This is a genomic window from Haloplanus sp. GDY1, from assembly GCF_023703775.1.
Lineage (GTDB): Archaea > Halobacteriota > Halobacteria > Halobacteriales > Haloferacaceae > Haloplanus > Haloplanus halophilus.
Genome location: NZ_CP098514.1, coordinates 1 through 17,912, shown reverse-complemented (window position 1 = coordinate 17,912; position 17,912 = coordinate 1). Strand labels below are relative to the sequence as shown.

20 protein-coding genes and 1 tRNA gene are annotated in these 17,912 nt (G+C 64.9%); 5 read left to right on the top strand and 16 right to left on the bottom strand.

The features are described from left to right. Nucleotides 1-12 precede the first annotated feature (12 nt). The 10 genes from NBT67_RS00105 to NBT67_RS00060 form a co-directional block, all read right to left on the bottom strand. Nucleotides 13-234 carry a cytochrome c family protein gene (locus NBT67_RS00105; RefSeq protein WP_251342789.1) on the bottom strand — a complete coding sequence of 74 codons (222 nt, stop codon included), beginning with the start codon at nt 232-234 and terminating at the stop codon, nt 13-15. 203 nt (nt 235-437) lie between these two features. Continuing rightward, a complete protein-coding gene (locus NBT67_RS00100) occupies nt 438-851 on the bottom strand; it encodes a hypothetical protein (protein ID WP_251342788.1) in 414 nt (137 codons plus the stop codon). Nucleotides 852-1,099: 248 nt separating this feature from the next. Further along, a complete protein-coding gene (locus NBT67_RS00095; protein ID WP_251342787.1) occupies nt 1,100-4,804 on the bottom strand; it encodes a hypothetical protein in 3,705 nt (1,234 codons plus the stop codon). A 193-nt stretch (nt 4,805-4,997) separates the two neighbouring features. Continuing rightward, a tRNA-Val gene (locus tag NBT67_RS00090) sits at nt 4,998-5,072 on the bottom strand. A 41-nt stretch (nt 5,073-5,113) separates the two neighbouring features. After that, nucleotides 5,114-5,371 (bottom strand): DUF7553 family protein, encoded by a 258-nt coding sequence (locus NBT67_RS00085; RefSeq protein WP_251342786.1) that lies wholly within the window; start codon nt 5,369-5,371, stop codon nt 5,114-5,116. A gap of 57 nt (nt 5,372-5,428) precedes the next feature. Continuing rightward, nucleotides 5,429-5,962 (bottom strand): cob(I)yrinic acid a,c-diamide adenosyltransferase, encoded by a 534-nt coding sequence (locus NBT67_RS00080; protein WP_251342785.1) that lies wholly within the window; start codon nt 5,960-5,962, stop codon nt 5,429-5,431. Next, nucleotides 5,959-6,198 (bottom strand): glutaredoxin family protein, encoded by a 240-nt coding sequence (locus NBT67_RS00075; RefSeq protein ID WP_251342784.1) that lies wholly within the window; start codon nt 6,196-6,198, stop codon nt 5,959-5,961. The genes NBT67_RS00080 and NBT67_RS00075 overlap by 4 nt, the downstream gene beginning before the upstream one ends. A gap of 460 nt (nt 6,199-6,658) precedes the next feature. Then, on the bottom strand, nt 6,659-7,453 hold the full coding sequence (locus NBT67_RS00070; RefSeq protein WP_251342783.1) for a TrmB family transcriptional regulator: 795 nt from the start codon (nt 7,451-7,453) through the stop codon (nt 6,659-6,661). Nucleotides 7,454-7,858: 405 nt separating this feature from the next. Next, a complete protein-coding gene (locus NBT67_RS00065; RefSeq protein WP_251342782.1) occupies nt 7,859-8,704 on the bottom strand; it encodes an NAD(P)-dependent alcohol dehydrogenase in 846 nt (281 codons plus the stop codon). 10 nt (nt 8,705-8,714) lie between these two features. Continuing rightward, nucleotides 8,715-9,230 carry a winged helix-turn-helix transcriptional regulator gene (locus NBT67_RS00060; RefSeq protein WP_251342781.1) on the bottom strand — a complete coding sequence of 172 codons (516 nt, stop codon included), beginning with the start codon at nt 9,228-9,230 and terminating at the stop codon, nt 8,715-8,717. 149 nt (nt 9,231-9,379) lie between these two features. Here NBT67_RS00060 and NBT67_RS00055 point away from each other — a divergent pair, with 149 nt between their 5' ends. The 5 genes from NBT67_RS00055 (at nt 9,380) to NBT67_RS00035 (ending at nt 12,740) form a co-directional block, all read left to right on the top strand. Beyond that, on the top strand, nt 9,380-10,120 hold the full coding sequence (locus tag NBT67_RS00055) for an SDR family oxidoreductase (protein ID WP_251342780.1): 741 nt from the start codon (nt 9,380-9,382) through the stop codon (nt 10,118-10,120). A gap of 252 nt (nt 10,121-10,372) precedes the next feature. Next, on the top strand, nt 10,373-10,873 hold the full coding sequence (locus NBT67_RS00050; RefSeq protein WP_251342779.1) for an anthrone oxygenase family protein: 501 nt from the start codon (nt 10,373-10,375) through the stop codon (nt 10,871-10,873). Between the two features lie 94 nt (nt 10,874-10,967). Next, nucleotides 10,968-11,543, top strand: coding sequence for a cupin domain-containing protein (locus NBT67_RS00045; protein ID WP_251342778.1), 576 nt, complete (start codon nt 10,968-10,970; stop codon nt 11,541-11,543). 119 nt (nt 11,544-11,662) lie between these two features. Beyond that, nucleotides 11,663-12,379, top strand: coding sequence for a DUF4386 family protein (locus NBT67_RS00040; protein WP_251342777.1), 717 nt, complete (start codon nt 11,663-11,665; stop codon nt 12,377-12,379). A gap of 190 nt (nt 12,380-12,569) precedes the next feature. Further along, nucleotides 12,570-12,740 (top strand): DUF7838 family putative zinc beta-ribbon protein, encoded by a 171-nt coding sequence (locus NBT67_RS00035; RefSeq protein WP_251342776.1) that lies wholly within the window; start codon nt 12,570-12,572, stop codon nt 12,738-12,740. A gap of 6 nt (nt 12,741-12,746) precedes the next feature. Here the strand turns inward: NBT67_RS00035 and gcvH are convergent, their stop codons facing one another. The 6 genes from gcvH to NBT67_RS00005 all read right to left on the bottom strand — a co-directional run bounded on the left by gcvH (nt 12,747) and on the right by NBT67_RS00005 (nt 17,890). Beyond that, nucleotides 12,747-13,130: a glycine cleavage system protein GcvH gene (gcvH, locus tag NBT67_RS00030; RefSeq protein WP_251342775.1), complete on the bottom strand. Its 384-nt coding sequence runs from the start codon at nt 13,128-13,130 to the stop codon at nt 12,747-12,749. Continuing rightward, on the bottom strand, nt 13,127-14,218 hold the full coding sequence (gene gcvT, locus NBT67_RS00025) for a glycine cleavage system aminomethyltransferase GcvT (RefSeq protein WP_251342774.1): 1,092 nt from the start codon (nt 14,216-14,218) through the stop codon (nt 13,127-13,129). The genes gcvH and gcvT overlap by 4 nt, the downstream gene beginning before the upstream one ends. Before the next feature lie 105 nt (nt 14,219-14,323). Beyond that, nucleotides 14,324-14,506 carry a hypothetical protein gene (locus tag NBT67_RS00020; protein ID WP_251342773.1) on the bottom strand — a complete coding sequence of 61 codons (183 nt, stop codon included), beginning with the start codon at nt 14,504-14,506 and terminating at the stop codon, nt 14,324-14,326. After that, complete coding sequence (locus NBT67_RS00015; RefSeq protein WP_251342772.1) at nt 14,503-15,627, bottom strand: XdhC family protein; 1,125 nt, start codon at nt 15,625-15,627, stop codon at nt 14,503-14,505. The genes NBT67_RS00020 and NBT67_RS00015 overlap by 4 nt, the downstream gene beginning before the upstream one ends. Before the next feature lie 52 nt (nt 15,628-15,679). Then, nucleotides 15,680-16,963: a VWA domain-containing protein gene (locus NBT67_RS00010; RefSeq protein WP_251342771.1), complete on the bottom strand. Its 1,284-nt coding sequence runs from the start codon at nt 16,961-16,963 to the stop codon at nt 15,680-15,682. A 6-nt stretch (nt 16,964-16,969) separates the two neighbouring features. Then, the gene (locus NBT67_RS00005; RefSeq protein ID WP_251342770.1) at nt 16,970-17,890 is read right to left on the bottom strand and encodes an AAA family ATPase; all 921 of its coding nucleotides are present in this window, start codon (nt 17,888-17,890) and stop codon (nt 16,970-16,972) included. Nucleotides 17,891-17,912 lie beyond the last annotated feature (22 nt).

The following is a 17,912-nucleotide window of genomic DNA, read 5'->3' as shown; positions in this document are numbered from 1 at the left end:
CGAGAAGTGTGGTCAGTCACGGTCTATCTCACCGTTGTTTATTTCTCGAATTTTTTCGCGCGCGAGTTGTTGCGGTTCTTCGTTTGAGGACTGATTTGCGATTTCGACCAGTGCCGGAATCGCATCTTTCCCAAAGGTTGCCAGCGTTTCAATCGCATCAAGTCGATTCGCCCCATATGACGAGAGTGCGTTTTCTTTGAGTCCCTCGACGGGATCGGTAGTATTCTCTGTCATCGACAGATTGTATATACCACAAACAAAAAAGTGCTATTGTTGAATAAGGTTTGGAAGCTATTGGATAAAATTTGGAAGTCATTGAGTGGAATTTCTAAGCCATAGAATCGAATAGATGATCTTCCTAAGGAGTCGTAGAAGGTAGAGATAACGCCCTGACTCTATGCTGGGCTGATCGATGTGAAGTCGGTAGAGAGACTATATTAAAACTGTTCGCGAACCGTTTTTACGAACTCTCGTATCTCAGCAGGATTCTCGGCTGCGGTCTCGTCAATCCGCCACCGATCTTCCTCGGTTTGAATCAGGCCAGATCCTCTGAACTGAAAGTACGACTTCTCAGAGTTCATCCATCTGTAAATCAGATATCCGCCGATCGCAAGGAGAATTAAGCTGACTGCAAAGGTTTCTGGTCCTCCGAAAGGCAACAATATGAGGACACTGAGCACTATCGCAAAGCCACCATATCCCCCGATTTTGTCGTTACGTCCGGTGTTAACCAGACTAATGGCCGATATTTCATCAAACGAGACGTCGTGGAGCTGTTCACTACCGCTCGAACCTGTTTTGTATTTTAGTACCCGTCGGTCAGTACACACCCACGCCCAGTAATCTGTCATGCAGTACTCTCGTACCTCTTCATCTCGCATCAAATGTTTTTTCACAGACATTATTTGTGTCTCTTCACTCCAAGCATGTAGGAACCGTGATAGTCATCCAAATTAAATATTTGGCCGAGTGTTGTAGGGAAGTCTCACGTTAGTAAGGACGACCTTGTCAACACGGGATACTACGGAAGTCGCTATAGCGGATCGTTTGCTTATTCGCGCCGCTATCAGAGGCAGTTCACAGAGTCGCCAAGATCGGATTAGTCGCCGTCGTCAGGCGGCCGATCACCCCCATTTGGAGCGGAAAACGCTTGGTCAACATCGGCACGAAGGTCAACGAGTTCACTCGCGCGGCGTAACCACTCGGCCGCCGAGTCGATTTCGGTTGCGAGAGCCGCCAAGCGGCGCTTTACCGCCACTTCGACATCGGCGTTATTCGTTAGAACCTCTAACGCCCGTGTCAAAGTGGCGCCGTCGGCTGAATAGGGCACGCCTTCGCGGGGTGCGTAGTCGCCGGCGTCGACGAGTCCGAGCTCCTCCAGGTCCTCGATCCAGCGCCGGACCGTCCGCTCACACACGTCGTGCCCGGTGACGCGAGCGACCCGGTGGACCTCCCGGATCCGGAACCGGACGCCGTCGCCGTCTCGTTCGACGAGCGCGGCGGCGCGGAAGCCGTCGGGTCCCTCACCGGCGGCGATGTTCGCGAGCGTCCCGGCGAGGTCGAGCGCCCCGTCGGTCACCGGCAGCATCGCGGCCGGCGTCTCGGCAAGCTCCTCAAGCGTACTCACCTCATCGATTGGGAGCGATGTCGGGACGTTCGTGAGGAGTTCGACATGGACGGGATTGTCGGGATCAGCGAGCAGCGGCCGCACCCGGTGGACCACCTGTTCAAGCTCCTTCTCCCGAGCCTCGCGGAACAGCGCACCGACGAGGCCTGTGTAGTGCTTGGTCGCGACGGCCCGCCCACGCCCCTCGTCGTCGGTGTACCGGAGTTTTCGGTAGATAGGCGGATTCCGACAGTCCTCACGCGTGGAGTACTCAACGCCCCCAACGCGCAGGTCGTCACGCCCCTGCGCGAGGAGTTCAGCCTTGCGGCGGAGATCCTCAATATTAGGGTGGGGCGCACCGACGACGATGACGGCGTCGCACTCCTCGAAGTTCAGACCACGGGCGGCATGAAAGTGGATGGACCGAGCATTATCCGGAAGATCAAGCAGCTCCAACACGTCTTGGCGGCCGACGACGAGCGGGTGGTCGTAGACGACCTCTGCGCGGTCGAGGCAGGACTGCACATGCCGAGCAGTCGACCGATCCTCGTCGACAGCCTTCCGGAGCGTCGAAGCGTGGTACTGTCCGTCGAGGATCTGCGTGACGTGGGCACCGGGCAGAGAATACTGCTCGGCGCCGGCGATGTGGATGTCGTCCTGGTCAGCGCCGTAGAGCGCGGCGATCCGCTCAGGGGTCGCCGTCGCGTCAAGTACGAGCGGGTCAGTTGGTAGCTCGTCGACTCGCGGGAGCCGGCGGCGGACGAGGGCCGGCTCCTCGGCCGGGTCACGCGGCTCGGCGTCGATCCAAGCCAGAATCCGCGCCAGCGTGGGGTTACCGCCCGTGAGGGTGCGCTCCTGTTCGCTCCAGGCGCACTCGGGGCAGTGCCGTCCGCCACCGCCGAACTCCAGTTCCGAGGTACACACCGGACAGCGGTCGAGGTCAAGCGGACGCCCGGCAACCGTCCGGACGAGGTCCTCGTCGAGGCCGGCGGCCGCCGCGGCGGCGAGCAGCGCGTCGAAGGCCAGCGGCGTCCCGTCCCACTCCCGATCCGGGTCTCGAATCGCACCGAGGTGGTGATCGAGGAACGCCCGCCGTGCCCTCGCGAGCGCTTCGGTCGTTCGACCGTCCTCCTCATCCGCCTCGACGTACTCAATGTAGTGTCCGGCGGCAGCGTCGTGCCTCTCGGAGCTGTCGACCACCGGAGTTGGCGGCGTGATCGCGTCGAGCCCCTCGCCCGCCACCAGCGCGTCAGCAACATCGCGAGCAAAGCGGCCGACTCGCCGGAGCGTCTCCCCAACGCGGTCGCGGCCGTTCCAGTCTTCGAGGGTGTTCGCGAGTCGGACGAGATCGCGGACCGTCAGCCGCCGGTCGTCGGCAAGCACGCCCGGGCTTTCGTCAACGAGGACGTCCCGCGGCTCGTCGCCAGTACTGCGGACTGTTTTGAGCTGTTGGTACTCGTGGACACCGACAACAGCGTCGGTGCCCTCGAGTTCGGCGAATTGGTGGGTCCAAGCACACCCGTCGCCCCCGTGCGGTTTGAGGATGAGATGGGCGCGGACCGGCCCAACCTCGGCCGCCAGGGCTTCGAACTCCTCGCGGTCGGCGTGTCCCTTGGGAAGGTTGTAGATCGGGCACATCCGTGGGCAGTTCGACGGGTCGCCATGCTCGTCGCACACTTCGCCCTCGTAGGTGGCGCGGGCGCAGTCGTCCTCACGGGGCTGGGAGGCACCACGGAGGTGGAGGTCGACGTCGGGCGTGATCCCGTCGGCGCGGTGTTCGTGGGCCTTCGCGTGCTTGTCGAAGAGGGACGCGAGCGGGCGGTCGCGATCGTCGGCCGCGAGGTTGGCCGTCGTCGTCTTACCGGCGCCGGGATCGTGGGCGCAGACGGTCGGCGCGTCGTCGCGCTCAACGAAGCCGTCGTAGATCGGGCCGCGGAGCTGCTCGCGAACGACGTCAATATCGACCGACTCCAAGTCGTCAGCCGGCGGCACACACTCGACGACGCGAGGGGTACTCGCCGACTCACTCGATTCGTACTCGGGGATATGCGCCCCCCGCTCCCGTAGCGCGTCGACAGCGTCCCAGAACGCCTCACCGCTGGGGTACTCGTCGACGCGGGAGATGATCCGCTCCTCAAGGGCGACGACTTGGAGGGCGTCGAGGCCGACCATGCCCTTCCGGTAGACCCATCCGTCACCGACTTCGGCGAGGCGGGTGCCCGACTTCGACTGTGCCCACGACGGATCCATCGACTTCGTCCCGTCGGCGCGTTCGTGGGTGACGGTCGACCGAAGCCGGATGTCGCCCGGTCCGGTGTGCTGGATCGCGTCGAGAACGTCTTGGAAGTCGTCGGTCGTCTCGATGTCGCCGATCTCCTCGGCGCTCTTCTCGGGCTCCTGTAGGAGTTCATCGGGCGTGCCCTCGGCGACCGTCGCGAACTCTTCGGCCAGTTCCTCAAGGAACGCCTGGCAGTCCGTCGTGTAGTCGGGTGTTCCCGCAAGGTGGGTGCCAGTCATCGCGGAGTAGCGGGCAGAGTCGTAGACCTCGATCTCCGCGTCAGGGAACCGCTCGTCATGGGGAAGCGCGGCCTCGACGACTTTCACGCCCTCGGGGAGTTCGCCCCGACAGAAGATGTGGACGCCCGTCCCGCTCGTCGAGACATCGGCGTAGGAGTCGGCTCGATCGACATGTTTGTCAACGGTGGGGTGGATCGCTCCAGTCTCGGGGTCGCGGACGTCGTCGTAGTCGATGAGGACGTATGGATCACCCTCGTGACCGTACTCGTCGTTATTCGGGTTTTGAATGACGAACGCGACACCGAAGCCGTCCCAATCGGCGGCGTGTTTGACCGTACTGAAGTCGCTCCACACGCCAGGATCCTGCGAATCGACGAACCACTCTGGGTGGTCACGATGGACGTATGGCGCGCGGGGAACCTTCCGCCCGTCCTCGGTGGGGAGCCACGCGAGCCACTGGTGGACATCAAGGAGGTCGTCAGGGTACGTGTCCTGCTCGACGCTCGGGACGGGGTAGGACTCCGAATGCGGACTACCGAATTTATCTGCCGCTGTAGGTTCTGAGGAGGTCTCAGCCGTCTCGACGGCGTCGGTGCAATCCAAACAGAGGTATTCCCCACCGAACGACTGGGTCGCGGGAGCCCCACACCGGAAGCACTCCGCGGCAACCTCGTCGTTCATGGGTGGCACCTCCCCTCGGTCTGCGCCGAGCACTCCTGGTCATCGGAGAGAATGAACTCGCCACAGTATTCACAGATCGGCGGGTCGAGTTCGACGACCTCGCTCACGCCGACCACCTCCAGAACCGCTCGGGAGTACTGACAGGTCGGCGTTCAAGCGCTCGTGCTATGCGTCGAAAAGTCGTATAAGAGGATGGGTTGGGGCGGATTCGAACCGCCGGCCTGCTCCGTGTGAAGGAGCCGTCATAACCGGACTAGACCACCAACCCGGCAGCACGGAGGTACTGCCGACGCCGACTTAAGGGTTGTCTTACTCCGACGACCGGTACTGGCGGATGCGCTCGCGAGCGTCCTGGATGGCCGTCTTCGTCTCGCCCTCGGCGCGCGCCTCCAGGTTCTTCAGGTCGTCCTGCAGCTTCTCCAATCGGGACGGCTCCGGCTCCTCCTCCTTGCCGGTGAGCTCCCGGAACCGGGCTTCGAGGGGGTCGAGTTCCTCCATCACGCCCTCCTTCGCGTGTTCGCCGGCCCGTCCGATGTAGTACAGCGCGTCTTCGAAGTGCTTGTTCATATATGACCGAACGGGAACGACAAATATAGCTTTTGTGGGGTGTGATCGCCCGCGGGCTCAGTACGTCGGCCGATCCTCGCGGACGCCGTCGCGACGGTTCACCAGCCGAGCGAACGTGAAGAGGGCGTCCGAGAGCCGGTTCAGGTAGGCGATGGCCTCGGCGTTCACGGGGTCGGTGCCGGCGAGGTCGACCGCCCGCCGCTCGGCCCGGCGGACGACCGTCCGGGCGTGATGGAGGGCGGCGCCGGCCTCGCTTCCCGTGGGAAGGACGAACGACTCCAGCGGGTCGAGTTCCTCGTCGGCCTCGTCGATCCAGCCCTCCAGTTCCTCGACGTGGGCCTCGCGGACGACCGGGTCGTCGTCGTCCGGGTCGGGGTTGGCGAAGTCCGCCTGCACGACGTGGAGGTGGTTCTGGATCCGTTCGAGGCGGTCGTCGACGTCGTCGTAGCCCGTCGGCCGGATCGTCCCGAGGAGCGCGTTCGCCTCGTCGACGGTGCCGTAGGCCTCGATCCGGGGACTCGTCTTCGAGACGCGTGACATGTCCCGGAGGTCGGTCATGCCCTCGTCGCCGCGGCCGGTGTAGATCTTCATGCGAGGGTTCGCTCGACGTACTGCAGGATGTTGTCGCTCTCGGCCATGGTGACGCCGTGGTCGTCGTCCACGAGGACGGGGACCGCCCGCTGGCCGCTGACCCGCTTGACCTCGTTCCGTTCGGAGTGCAGCGCCTCCACCCACACCGTCTCGTACTCGACGTCGTTGGCCGACAGGGCGTCGTGAACCGTCTCGCAGTACGGACAGCCGTCGAGCGCGTAGAGCGTGATCGCCATACCGTCCGTTGGATCGCTGCGGGCAAGTAGCTTGGCCCGGCGGGCGGCGACCACCGACCCCGTCGGACGAGCGGATACCGGTCCGGAAGTCGAGAGCGATGCGTCGACTGCGAGAGCGACCGGCCCTGGAACCGATCGCGTTCCGAACCGCACCGGTCGGGGATCCGGGGTCCCGACGCGGGTGTCGGCGTCGTCTGTCGAGTCTCCGGTTCTCCTTCCCCAGGAGGTCGTCGTGGGCGTGGAGTTCCATGCTTCCGTCCCGTTCACTGAGGGCGTCCGTCGAGCGGCGTATCGAGTGCCCCTGCGTGGAGCGTTCTCCACGGAGGTGCCAGATCGGTGATCGGCCGATCGGCGGCCGCGGAAACAACGGCGGAAGAGACCAGTACGGGTTCCGTTGCCGACCCTTCGAGCGGTGTCCGGACGGTACTGTTGTGAGTATCCGAGTGACTGCTCGCTGATTTTACTCGCGACCGTCGTCGAGTTGCCAGGTGAACAGGGCTTTCAGCACGACGACGAGGCTGTTCATCTCGCCCGTGCCCCAGATGGCGGTTTCGTCGCGCGGTTCGGGCGGGTGGTCACCGTCCCCGTCGACGAGGACGCTCACGAGGGTCTGCTCCTGGTCGACCATGAGGAGGCGTCCGGCGGGCGTCTCCGACCAGTCCCACAGCGACTCGAACAGTTGCGCCTCGGGGACCCGCCGTTCGAGCCGATCTTCGGCGGACTGGGACATCTCGGCGAGGCGGATCGACACCCCACGGTCGCTCGCACGGGAGATGTGTGCCGTGATCTCCTCGGTTAGGAGCTCCTCGGCAGTCATGTAGACGACCTCGTCGTCAGCCGTCGAGATGAAATCGACCACGCGCTCGGTCACGACGTCCCGGCCGGTCACCGTCCAGACGCCGCGCTGTTCGGTGGTACGGCCCGCGGTTTCGAGCCGATCGAGCGCGCCCGTCAGGGCGGTCACTCGGTGGTCGTACTCCTGTTCGAAATGCCGACCCGTCGTCTCCGTCGAAATGGCCCAGAACCGCTGTGGACTCGACTGCTTCACGTCGACGAGACCGCGGTCACGGAGTTCGTCGACCGCGTCGTACACCCGCGTTCGGGGGACGTCGGCGACGTCACTCACCTCCCGAGCAGTCCCTTCGCCGAGGCTGACGAGCGCGACGAACGTCCGGGCGGCGTAGGTACTGAGGCCGAGTGCCTTCAGTTGCTCGACGGCCGTGGATCGTGCCTGATCGGGTGGGTCACCGGACATCGGATCGTCACCGGTCCCGTGAAAACCACCTGATAGGTGGTTTCCGGTGTGTAGCGACAGAGAGGTTGGGACCAGATCTGGGGCTACACACCACGCTACCGTCCGTACTACCCGCACATAGTTGTGTTGTGATTAATTGAGTGAACAAATAACCAACACTGCTTTCGCTGGCCTCGAAACGCGTGGATACTGCACAATCGTGTGACTATCGGAGTTACTGGGTCTAGCCCAGTACGACACAGTGAACTACCCTACCCGCTCACGGCAGACGCCGTTCGCTCCTTGAGGGGAGGGCTTCCTGCTTCCACGACGCGCTTTGCAGATCCAGGCGTATCCACAGGGAGCGCAGTCTCAACAGGCGGGTTCACGCGGGGGGTCGAGACTACACCGGATTCATCGGGGAGTTCAGATGGTCTCTTCCGATGTGATTACGACCGTTCCCTTCGCGCGACCGTCCTCGACGTATCGGATAGCCTCGGGAACTTCACGCAGTTCGTATCGTCTATCCATAACGGGCGTGAGGTCACCGGATTCAAGCAGCTCCGTCACGAACGCCAAATCGTCACGATTGACCGTTAGATTGAAGCCTCCGAATTTTCGGTTGCCAGGCATCGAGAGCACTGGACCGAGGATCAGCGCCCGCAGGAATCGCTCGGTCGGCCCGCCCACCATGACGTACCGTCCCGTCGGGGTGAGCGCACGCCGGTAGGCGCTCATCGAATGGGAGCCCGCCGTATCGAGGATGAGGTCGTACTCCACTCCTGCAGTGGTGACGTCAGTCTCGGTGTAATCGATGACGTGGTCGGCGCCGATCGAGCGGACCAGTTCCATCTTCGCGGTACTACAGACCCCGGTGACTTCGGCTCCGAGGTGTTTTGCGATCTGCACTGCGAACGTCCCCACACCGCCGGACGCCCCATTGATCAGGACGTGTTCGCCGGCTTGGAGCCCCCCGGCATCGCGGAGCGCCTGGAGGGCGGCGACGGCCGACGTCGGGGCCGCCGCTGCGGCCTCGAACGGGACCGTGGCCGGCTTCGAGACGAGTGCCGTCGCCGGCACGCAGACGTACTCGACAAACCCACCGAACCCGTGTTCAGAGAGGTCCGCGAGAACCTCGTCGCCCGGCTTGAAGTCGGTGACGTCCCGGCCGACTGCTTCGATTCGACCCGCGATGTCGACGCCTGGGGTCGGGAACTTCGGACGGCGATAGCCGCCGTAGATGAGCCGGACGAGGAACGGCGTTCCGCGCATGAGGTGCCAGTCACCGGCACCGACAGACGCGGCGATGATCCGAACGCGTCGCCTCGTTTTCGGTGGATCCCACGTCCGAGAGGACGCGATCGTGGCGTGCTGCCCAGGCGTAGAGGAATTGGAACGCGGGGGCAAGTTCCCTTGCCATGGCTGTCAGTTCGTACTCGACGCGAGGCGGGCTCTCATCGTACGAATGCCGAGTTACGAGCCCCGATTCAACAAGTTCCTTCAGTCGTTGTGAGAGGACTTTCGGTGAGGCGTTGGTTGCCTGCGCCAGTTCTGTGAATCGAATCGGTTGCTGTTTGCGTGAGAAATAATACAGGAGTGACATCGCGTGTGCACTGGCGAGCAGTTTGAGGAGGGTACTGACTGTCCCATGGAGTTGCTCCGGTGCCCTCTCAATGGATGGTACTCCTTCGAGTAGATAGGCATACTCCTCTATCACCGCAGTCGAATCTATGCGTGCGGGTGCCCCCGGGTATTCGGGCGGAGAGTGACGAGGACCCAACTCGTCTGTCGGTCTCATACCGGTTGAAACGCGCCACGATGAGATATAGACGCTGTATGGTAGAGGAACCTGCGGAACGGGGATGAGTACTTTCCGCTGAGATAGTTGCTTTCCTTCGAGATACTGAATGGTTCTTTGCTCAGCCGCACGTCAGGTGCAGGTGACACATGGAGCAACGAACCCCATCGAAAGTACTTGTCGCCGGAGCAAGTGGCAGAACTGGCCGTGAGGTTCTCAGTGAGCTGGCCGGTCGACCAGTCGACGTTCGAGCGATGACTCGGTCGGCAGACAATCGCGAGTCGCTGGTGGCCGACGGCGCTGACGAGGTCGTCGTCGGGGACCTGTTGAACCCGACGGACGTGCAGAACGCGCTCGAAGGCTGTGATGCAGTCCTGTGCGCTGCAGGGTCGAGCCTGACTACTGGGCTCACTCGACCCAGCCGCAGGGTCGACGGGGACGGTGTGGTGAACCTCGTCGAAGCAGCCGCTCGTGAAGGCGTCCACACCTTTGTCCTGCAGAGTTCGATCGGCGTTGGTACGTCTCGTCTGGGAATGCCGCTCTGGGCTCGGTCGGTCATGCTCCGCTGGGCAGTCAAAGAAAAAGCCTATGCGGAACGAGCACTTCGCGAATCGGGACTCGGGTACGTGATTTTCCGTCCCGGATGGATGAACGACGATCCAGCGACAGGGGACGTCCTCGTCGCGGAGGGCTCGGAGAAGATGACTGGATCAATTCCGAGAGCGGACGTCGCCCGTCTCATGGTCGCGGCGCTGTACACGCCCGAGGCGATTGATCGAACGTTCGAAGTCGTCGCCCGAAAGGACGCGGAGAAGGTCGCCACGCCTACCCTCGTCGACGTCGAGTGGAACCAACAAACCGGTCTGAAGGAGACGACTGTGAAGGCGTAGTGTACTGGATGCCCAACTGCATTCGCGCTATCAATCAACAGAGAACCCTAACGGCCCAGCCATGAGTAATACAAACCGCATTGCGAGTAAGCCCGGATTTGATCCTAATGGTGTGTGGAGCGGTCGTACTCGAGAGACGACCGATGTTGACCGCACGATAGGCCCGAGTAGCGATAGCCATAGCTTCGCCGGTACGCCCAGCAGCCAGCGTACCGGAGACAAATGAAATCCTTCGCAGCGCTTCAAGTGGACGTGAGCGTCCTGTCGGGACGGCCTCTCGTCTTTTTGCTCGTGGTTTCGGCGGTTCTCGGTGGGCTCATGGCCGGGTTTTTCTTTGCCTACTCGGCGAGCGTCGTGCTGGCACTACGGACGCTCTCGGCATCGGAGTACACGACAGTAATGCAGGAAATCAACGAGAAGGTCCTAAACGTCGTGTTCGGCGTCGTGTTCTTTGGAGCCGTCGTCGTACCGATCGGTGGCGCGATTCTCGTGGTACTCCTGGGAGACTGGACGACGCTGTCCGGACAGCTGTTCCTTGCAGGGGTCATCGTCTACCTCGTCGGAACCTTCCTCGTGACTGCGCGAATCCATATCCCGATGAACGACCATATCGCCACTTGGTCTCCGACGGCGCCACCGGACGAGTGGGCCACAGTTCAGGCACGCTGGAGGCAATGGAACCACGTCCGGACGACGGCCGCGGTCGTCTCGTTCACACTCTATCTCGCCGCGATCGCCTCATTCGGGGCATGAGCAGAGCTCTCGTAGGGAGAGACCCCGCTCTCGGGACTGGCTGTCGAACGCTGTGTACGAAAGAGCCACTCTGTCAGGCCCCCTCCTTACCCGAATGAATCGCCCACTGAGTGGCACCGACCGTCCGTACCGGCCAGTCGACACTGAAACCGGCGGAAACGACTATCCGGTTACTGTCGAAGATCTGTCGACCGGGGTCCGTATCACCTTCCTCAAGCGAGGCGTCGATGAACAGGGATCGTATCTGCTGATGGACGGTATCCTCCCTCCCGGAATCGACAGTGGACCGGCCCGTCTCCATCCACGGTCGGAGGCACGGTCGGAGGTGATCGACGGACGCGCCGTCGTCACCGTACGCGGCGAGGAGACGGTGTTGCTGCCCGGCGAATCGGTCGTCCTCGACGAAGGCGACCCCCACACCATCCGCAACGACGACGAGAGACAGCTGGTCGTTCGCACGACACTCCGACCACCGGGCGAGTTCGAGACCGCGATCCGGACACTGTACGGACTCGGCGCTGGCGGTCGACCGAACCCACTCAGCATCGCTGCAGTGCTGTACCGACACCGGGAGGATGTCCGGCTAGCGAGCGTTCCCTGGCGTCTCCAGCTCCCAATCCTTCGGGTCCTCACCGCGGTTGCCAGGGCTTTGGGACGTGACCCAACGTAGACTCGGTCGGGTGCGTCTTCGAGCGTAGTTGCAGATCGGGTTCTCGACCCACGAGACCTCGGAATAGGAACTGTTCAGGTTATGCTTTCAGCGAGCATTAACGTATTTCGTGATGAACAATGGCGTCAGCGAGTAGTACGGCGATAGAGAGGACCGAGCCATCGGTCAAGCCGGGACGATGGAACCTGCAGACGGTCGGTGGCCTCGCCGCTCTGACCGAAGCAGCAATCTACGTCGCGGGAATCGCGTATTTCTTGATCATACTGGACTATGCGAACGTCACGGCTCCGCGACAGCAGGTGGAACTCTTCGTCGCGAACCAGACGAGTCTATACGCAGTGTCCCTGCTCATCTACGTGGTGTTCGGCATCGTATTGATCGCTCTGGTCCTGGCACTCCACGACCGTCTGAGGTCCGGTTCCCCGTCGCTGATGCAGGCGGCAACCGCGTTCGGGCTGATCTGGGCCGGGCTTGTGATCGCCAGCGGCATGATTGCGAACATTGGGACGGCTACGATCGTTGACCTCTACGCTACTGATCCGAGCCAAGCGACGACTACTTGGCTGGCGATCAATCCGGTCGTCGAAGGGCTGGGCGGCGGCAACGAAGTCGTCGGCGGCATCTGGACGTTGCTCGTAAGTGTAGCGGCGTTACGAGCAGGCATGCTTCACCGGGCACTGAACTATTTCGGTGTCATCGTCGGTATGGCGGGGATCCTCTCAGCTATCCCAGCACTGGGCGAGATCGGCGGTGGAATCTTCGGGCTGACCCAGATCGTCTGGTTCGTCGGACTGGGGATTGTCCTATTGCAGACGAGTCGCCGGAAGATGAAGTAGTACCCACCTCAAATCGTATTGCAGTTTTTGACAGACATCGTACTATCAATTCGCACAGCGATGCACAAGGCGTATGCATTGAGACGAGGAGTCGCAACTTCGTTTCACGCGGCTTGCTATCGCGACATGCGGTTTATCGCCGATTTCGGGAACCAGTATCTTCAATGTGGGCTGGGGCCGAGGAACGGCCATGAGCCTGCAGATGACCCACGACTGCCCGGCGTGTTCGAACGACCAGTTCTGGCGGACCGCGAGCACGACGCTGCACCTGGGCGAGAAGACGAAGTGGACCTGCACCGAGTGCGACTACGGGCTAGTCCGGATCGACGGCATCGACAGCTCCGAACACGCGGATTTCTGAGGACGGCTACTCGATCTTTTCGCGGTACTCCTCGGCGGTCAACAGGCCGTCGAACTCCTCGTCGGAACTCGGCTCGACTTCGAGCATCCAGCCGTCGCCGTAGGGGTCCTGGTTGAGCAGTTCCGGCGCGTCGAACAGGGCCTCGTTGACGCCGGTGACGGTCCCCGAGACGGGCGAGACCAGATCCGAGACGGCCTTGATGCTCTCGACCACGCCGAACTCCTCGCCGGCGGACACCTCGTCGCCCTCGGCCGGGAGTTCGACGAACACCACGTCGCCGAGTTCGTCCTGTGCGAAGTCCGTGATGCCGACGCGAACCGTCCCGCCGTCGGTCGTCGTCCACTCGTGCGATTCCAGATACCGCCGGTCTTCGGGTACGTCGAAGCTCATGTGTCGATGAATGGGGGCGTCACTACGTTTGCCTGCTTCGGTTCGCCCCGAACGAGGACCCGGACGCGGGTCCCGGGGGGTGCCTCGTCGGCCGAGAGGTAGCCGAGGCCGATCGGTTCGCCGAGCGTGGGGCTCATCGTCCCGCTGGTGAGGTGGCCGAGACGCTCGCCGTCGGCGTCGACCACCTCGTAGCCGTGCCGCGGGACGCCACGCTCCAGCAACTTCACGCCGCGGAAGCGTTCGTCGACGCCCTCCCGCTCGACGCGTTCGAGGGCGTCCCGGCCCACGAACTCCGTGTCGAGGTCGACGGTCCAGCCGACCCCCGCCTCGTACGGCGTCCGGGGCTCCTCCTCGGGGTGGAAGTCCTCGCCCGAGAGGAGAAAGCCCATCTCCAGTCGGAGCGTGTCGCGGGAGCCGAGCCCACAGGGCTGGCAGTCGAGCGCCGACCACACCGTCTCGGCGTCGTCCCACGGACAGAGGAACTCGAAGCCGTCCTCGCCGGTGTATCCCGTTCGGGACGTGAAACAGCGAACCCCGCTCACGTCGAGGAAGGTGGCGTCGAACCGGGAGACGTCCCGCGTCGCGCCGTCCGTCGCCTCGGCGGCGATGTCCTGGGCGTCGGGACCCTGGAGCGCGAACATGGCCCACTCCTCGGTGGTGTTTCGCACCGTCGCGTCGAGGCCCCACTCGTCGCGGTGCTCGATCCAGCGGTCCTCCATCTCGGCGTCGTGTCCCGCGTTGGGAACGAACAGGTAGTGTGGACCCCCGTCGTCGGGGAGCCGGAACACCATGGTGTCGTCGAGGATGATCCCCTCCTCGTCGGTGATACACGAGTACTGCGTGTCTCCCGGGTCGAGTTCGCTCACGTCGTTCGTGGTCAGGCGGTTCGTCAGCGCCAGCGCGTCGGGGCCGGTCACCTCGATTTCGCCCATGTGCGACACGTCGAAGCGCCCAGCGGACTCCCGGACGGCCGCGTGTTCGGTTCGGATGGAGTCGAACTCCACCGGCATCTCCCACCCGCCGAATTCGGTGAACGACGCACCCTGCGAGGCGTGCTGCTCCCGCAAGGGTGGTTTCCGTAGGCCCATAGCGGATCCACGTCGCCTCGTGACCTAATGCTTTTGTCCGCTGTGGAACGGGCGATCATTGGATAAACCACATACCGCGATAACAAATCGGATCGCGGGCGGGAGTCAGCGACGGACCCGCATCGGGTCGCCGGCGACCATCACGAGGTCGCCGGTAGCGGGGTCGCGAAGCGAAAGGGTGCCGGACGCACACCGCGCGGGAAAGACGGGCGCCTCGGGGATGCCGTAGTCGGACGGCTCGTGGAACCGGGCGGCGAGCACCCACCGTCTGGCGAGCATGCCGCTCATGGCCGGAGCCGGGCGAGCGAGGACGGTCGGAGATGCGTCGGCGTCCGCCCGAACCGCACCGCGAGCAGTTCGGCGACGATGCTGTGGGCGATCTGATACGGCGTTCCGCCGCCGAGGTCCAGGCCGACCGGGGTGTAGAGCCGGTCGAGTTCCGCCTCGGTCACCTCGCGGCCGTCGGCGTGCCACTCGTCGAGGATCCGCTCGAACCGCTCGGTCGGCCCCATCAGTCCGACGTACGGTACGTCGGTCCGCAGGAGTTCGTCGACGGCGATGGCGTCGTCGACGAAGTTGTGCGTCATCACCACGGCGTAGGTGTCGGCATCCAGGTCGAGTTCCTCGCGAACCGCCGCCGGCGACAGCGAGCGGACGGCGTCGGCGGCGGGGAAGCGCTCGCGCTTCGCGTCGGCCCCGCGAAAGCCCGCGACGGTGATCCGGAAGTCGCTCCGGTGGGCGAGTTCGGCGACCGGGGCCACGTCGTGCCCGGTGCCGAAGAGCACCAGTTCGGCGGGCGGGGTGACGCAGTCGACGAACACCTCGGTCCCGTCCGCGCGGACCGTTCCCGAATCCCGCTCGGCGACCACCGCGCCGGCGGCCGCGGCCAGGTCGTCGTCGAACCACGCAGGCGGGTCGGTCGGCGCCTCCCCGTCGACGACGGTCACTCTGTCGCCGACGGTCGCCGTCCCGTCCGTGCCGACGACGGTGTAGACGACCGCGTCGCTCCCGTCGTCGTACGCGTCGACGACCGGCCGGTAACCCTCGTCGATCGGTTCGAGCAGGATGTCGATGACGCCGTTGCAGCCGACGCCGAGCCCCCACACGTCGTCGTCGCCCGTCAGGTCGAACCGTTCGACGCGGGAGCGTCCGGTCTCGCGCACCTCCCCGGCGAGGTCGACCACCACGTCCTCCAGACAGCCGGCGGTGATGCTCCCCACGCCGGCCTCCCGGTCGACGAGCATCTTCGAACCCGGGCCGCGGTAGGCGCTCCCCTCGACGTCGACGATGGTCGCGAGGACGGCCCCGTCCCCGTCGATGCCGCGGCGGATCGCGTCCATCACCGCCGTCTCGGGCGCGCTCCACTCGTCGTCGAGGCTCACGACCGCCCCCGAGCCGTCGGCGGCCATCCGTCTCGGTCGGTCGGTCGGCAGTTCGGCGTCCGTCTTCGTGTGCTGTGTGTCATCGTGTATCGTTGCGTCGCCAGTCGTGTTCGTAGCCGACGGGCTGCCGTCGGCGTCGAAGCTGTCGGGCCAGATCGAACAGGTCGGCGGGGTCGGCGAAGGCGAACAGGCCGTCGAGGTAGGACCGAGCGACGACCATCCCGCGGGTCGCCGGCTCGTAGGCCGTCGAGGCCGCGAGCGGATTGAGCCAGAACACCCGTCGCGCCCGGCGGTCGAGCCACGCCATGCCGTCTTCGAGGCGGTCGAGGTCCCCGGTTTCGAGGCCGTCGCTCACGATCAGGACGACCGTCTCGCGGTCGACGGCCGTCGGCGCGCGGTCACGCACCGTCGTCAGCGCGTCCCCGATCCGGGTCCCGCCGCCCCACGCGGCTTCGAGGCGGTCGAACTCCTCGAGGACCGCCGCCGTCGAGTCGGCACCCAGCGCCCCCGTAACCTCCGTCACGTCGGTGTCGAAGAGGAAGGTGCGCACCGACCGCCACTCGGCGTCGAGCGTCCGGAGGACGTCGATCAGGAAGTCGCGGTCGACCGTATCGAGGACCGACCGGCTCACGTCGACGAGGACGAGGCCGCGGACGGTCGTGGGCTGGGCCGCCCGTTCGGGCACGTCCATCACCACGCCGCCGGTGGCGTGACTCCGGCGCATCGCCCGCCGGAGGTCGGGCCGACCGTCCGCCGCCCTCGCCGACCGTCGCCCGGGCCGGTCGGCGAGGGCAGCGGTGAGCGCGCGCACCGCAGGCCCCGGATCGTCCCCGAACGAGGGGCGCTCGGCCTCGATGGGGGCCGACGAGCCGGTCGGACTGAACCGGGCCGGCGAGTCCGTCGCCTCGGGGGCGCGGGAGCCGTCGTCGGTCGGGCGCCGCGAGACCGACCGTCCCCCGTCCCCGTCGTGGGGCTCGCGGTCGGCCGTGGCCTCCTCGATTGCGGGGTCGCCGGCGGCCGCGTCCGACGAGAGGCCGCCGTCGAGATCCGAGGCGTCGACGCCGCCCGCCGACCCCTCGTCGAGGGCGGCGCTCACCGCGCCCCAGAACCGGTCGAAGAGGCGGTCGAACGCCTCGGCGTCCTCGGGGCGCGAAAGGAGGGCCGACCGGAGCGCCGTCCGCGCCGTCGACCGCTCCGCGACGCCCACGACGGCGAGCGCCTCGGCACCGACGAGCGCACCGTCCGCCGGCACGTCGACGCCGGCCGTCCGCAGGTCGCTCACGAAGCGAACCAGGGCGGTTCGGACCCGGTCCTGGACGTCGGCGAGGGGCAGCGCGTCGTCGCCGGGGCTGGGGGCGTTCATCGGGGGTCAGGTGGCGTCGGCCTCGTCGCCTGCCGCCGCGAGGAGGGCGGACACGAGGTCGTCGTCGAGTCGGTTCACGTCCTCGGCCTCCTTCAGGAGGCAGCCGACGGTCGTCCTGATGTCGTCCGCGGTGAGCGGGGGCTCCCCCTCGGCCGTGCCATCGTCGAGCGCGTCGAGCGCCCGCGCCCAGTCGAGCGTCTCGGCGACGCCCGGCGGTTTGAGCAGCGGTTCCTCCCGGAGCCGGGCCGTCACCCCACAGACCGCCGCCGCCACCGCGTCGTCGAGTTCCGGCACCTTCCGGCGCACGATGTCGCGTTCCTTCTCGACGCTCGGGGGTTCGACGTGGAGGTAGAGACACCGGCGCTTGAGCGCGTCGCTCAGGCCCCGGGTCCGGTTCGACGTGATGACGACCACCGGCGGCCGGTCGGCGCGGATCGTCCCGAGTTCGGGGACCGACACCTGGAAGTCCGAGAGCACCTCCAGCAACAGGGCCTCGAACTCCTCGTCGGCGCGGTCCACCTCGTCGATCAGGAGGACGGGCGGCCGGTCCCCCTCGTGACGGAGGGCGCGAAGCAGCGGGCGCTCCAGCAGGAACTCCTCGGTGAACACGGAGTCGCCGCCCTCGCCGGACTGGACGGCCAGCAGTTGCTTGGTGTAGTTCCACTCGTAGAGGGCGCTCTCCGCGGCCAGCCCCTCGTAACACTGGAGGCGAACGAGGTCGGTCCCGAACCCCTCCGCGAGCACCTTCGCGAGTTCGGTCTTGCCGGCTCCGGGTTCCCCCTCGACCAGCAGGGGTCGCCCGAGTCTGAGCGCGAGCAACACCGTCGTCGTGATCTCGTCCTCGGCGACGTAGTCGGTCGCGTCGAAGACCGACTGCAGTCGCTCCCTCGTCAGCGTCTCGAACGCGTCGTGAGTGTCCTCTGTCATCGTAACTGTGGGGCGGTCTCGG

Bases quoted from the DNA above. Each gene is read 5' to 3' on its own strand.
- NBT67_RS00020 (WP_251342773.1), bottom strand. From the start codon at position 14,506: ATGAGCGGCATGCTCGCCAGACGGTGGGTGCTCGCCGCCCGGTTCCAC.
- NBT67_RS00055 (WP_251342780.1), top strand. From the start codon at position 9,380: ATGGAGCAACGAACCCCATCGAAAGTACTTGTCGCCGGAGCAAGTGGC.
- NBT67_RS00075 (WP_251342784.1), bottom strand. From the start codon at position 6,198: ATGGCGATCACGCTCTACGCGCTCGACGGCTGTCCGTACTGCGAGACG.
- NBT67_RS00085 (WP_251342786.1), bottom strand. From the start codon at position 5,371: ATGAACAAGCACTTCGAAGACGCGCTGTACTACATCGGACGGGCCGGC.
- NBT67_RS00070 (WP_251342783.1), bottom strand. From the start codon at position 7,453: ATGTCCGGTGACCCACCCGATCAGGCACGATCCACGGCCGTCGAGCAA.
- NBT67_RS00095 (WP_251342787.1), bottom strand. From the start codon at position 4,804: ATGAACGACGAGGTTGCCGCGGAGTGCTTCCGGTGTGGGGCTCCCGCG.
- NBT67_RS00045 (WP_251342778.1), top strand. From the start codon at position 10,968: ATGAATCGCCCACTGAGTGGCACCGACCGTCCGTACCGGCCAGTCGAC.
- NBT67_RS00060 (WP_251342781.1), bottom strand. From the start codon at position 9,230: ATGAGACCGACAGACGAGTTGGGTCCTCGTCACTCTCCGCCCGAATAC.
- NBT67_RS00015 (WP_251342772.1), bottom strand. From the start codon at position 15,627: ATGGCCGCCGACGGCTCGGGGGCGGTCGTGAGCCTCGACGACGAGTGG.
- NBT67_RS00040 (WP_251342777.1), top strand. From the start codon at position 11,663: ATGGCGTCAGCGAGTAGTACGGCGATAGAGAGGACCGAGCCATCGGTC.
- gcvT (WP_251342774.1), bottom strand. From the start codon at position 14,218: ATGGGCCTACGGAAACCACCCTTGCGGGAGCAGCACGCCTCGCAGGGT.
- NBT67_RS00010 (WP_251342771.1), bottom strand. From the start codon at position 16,963: ATGAACGCCCCCAGCCCCGGCGACGACGCGCTGCCCCTCGCCGACGTC.
- NBT67_RS00005 (WP_251342770.1), bottom strand. From the start codon at position 17,890: ATGACAGAGGACACTCACGACGCGTTCGAGACGCTGACGAGGGAGCGA.
- NBT67_RS00105 (WP_251342789.1), bottom strand. From the start codon at position 234: ATGACAGAGAATACTACCGATCCCGTCGAGGGACTCAAAGAAAACGCA.
- NBT67_RS00080 (WP_251342785.1), bottom strand. From the start codon at position 5,962: ATGAAGATCTACACCGGCCGCGGCGACGAGGGCATGACCGACCTCCGG.
- NBT67_RS00100 (WP_251342788.1), bottom strand. From the start codon at position 851: ATGACAGATTACTGGGCGTGGGTGTGTACTGACCGACGGGTACTAAAA.
- gcvH (WP_251342775.1), bottom strand. From the start codon at position 13,130: ATGAGCTTCGACGTACCCGAAGACCGGCGGTATCTGGAATCGCACGAG.
- NBT67_RS00065 (WP_251342782.1), bottom strand. From the start codon at position 8,704: ATGCGCGGAACGCCGTTCCTCGTCCGGCTCATCTACGGCGGCTATCGC.
- NBT67_RS00035 (WP_251342776.1), top strand. From the start codon at position 12,570: ATGAGCCTGCAGATGACCCACGACTGCCCGGCGTGTTCGAACGACCAG.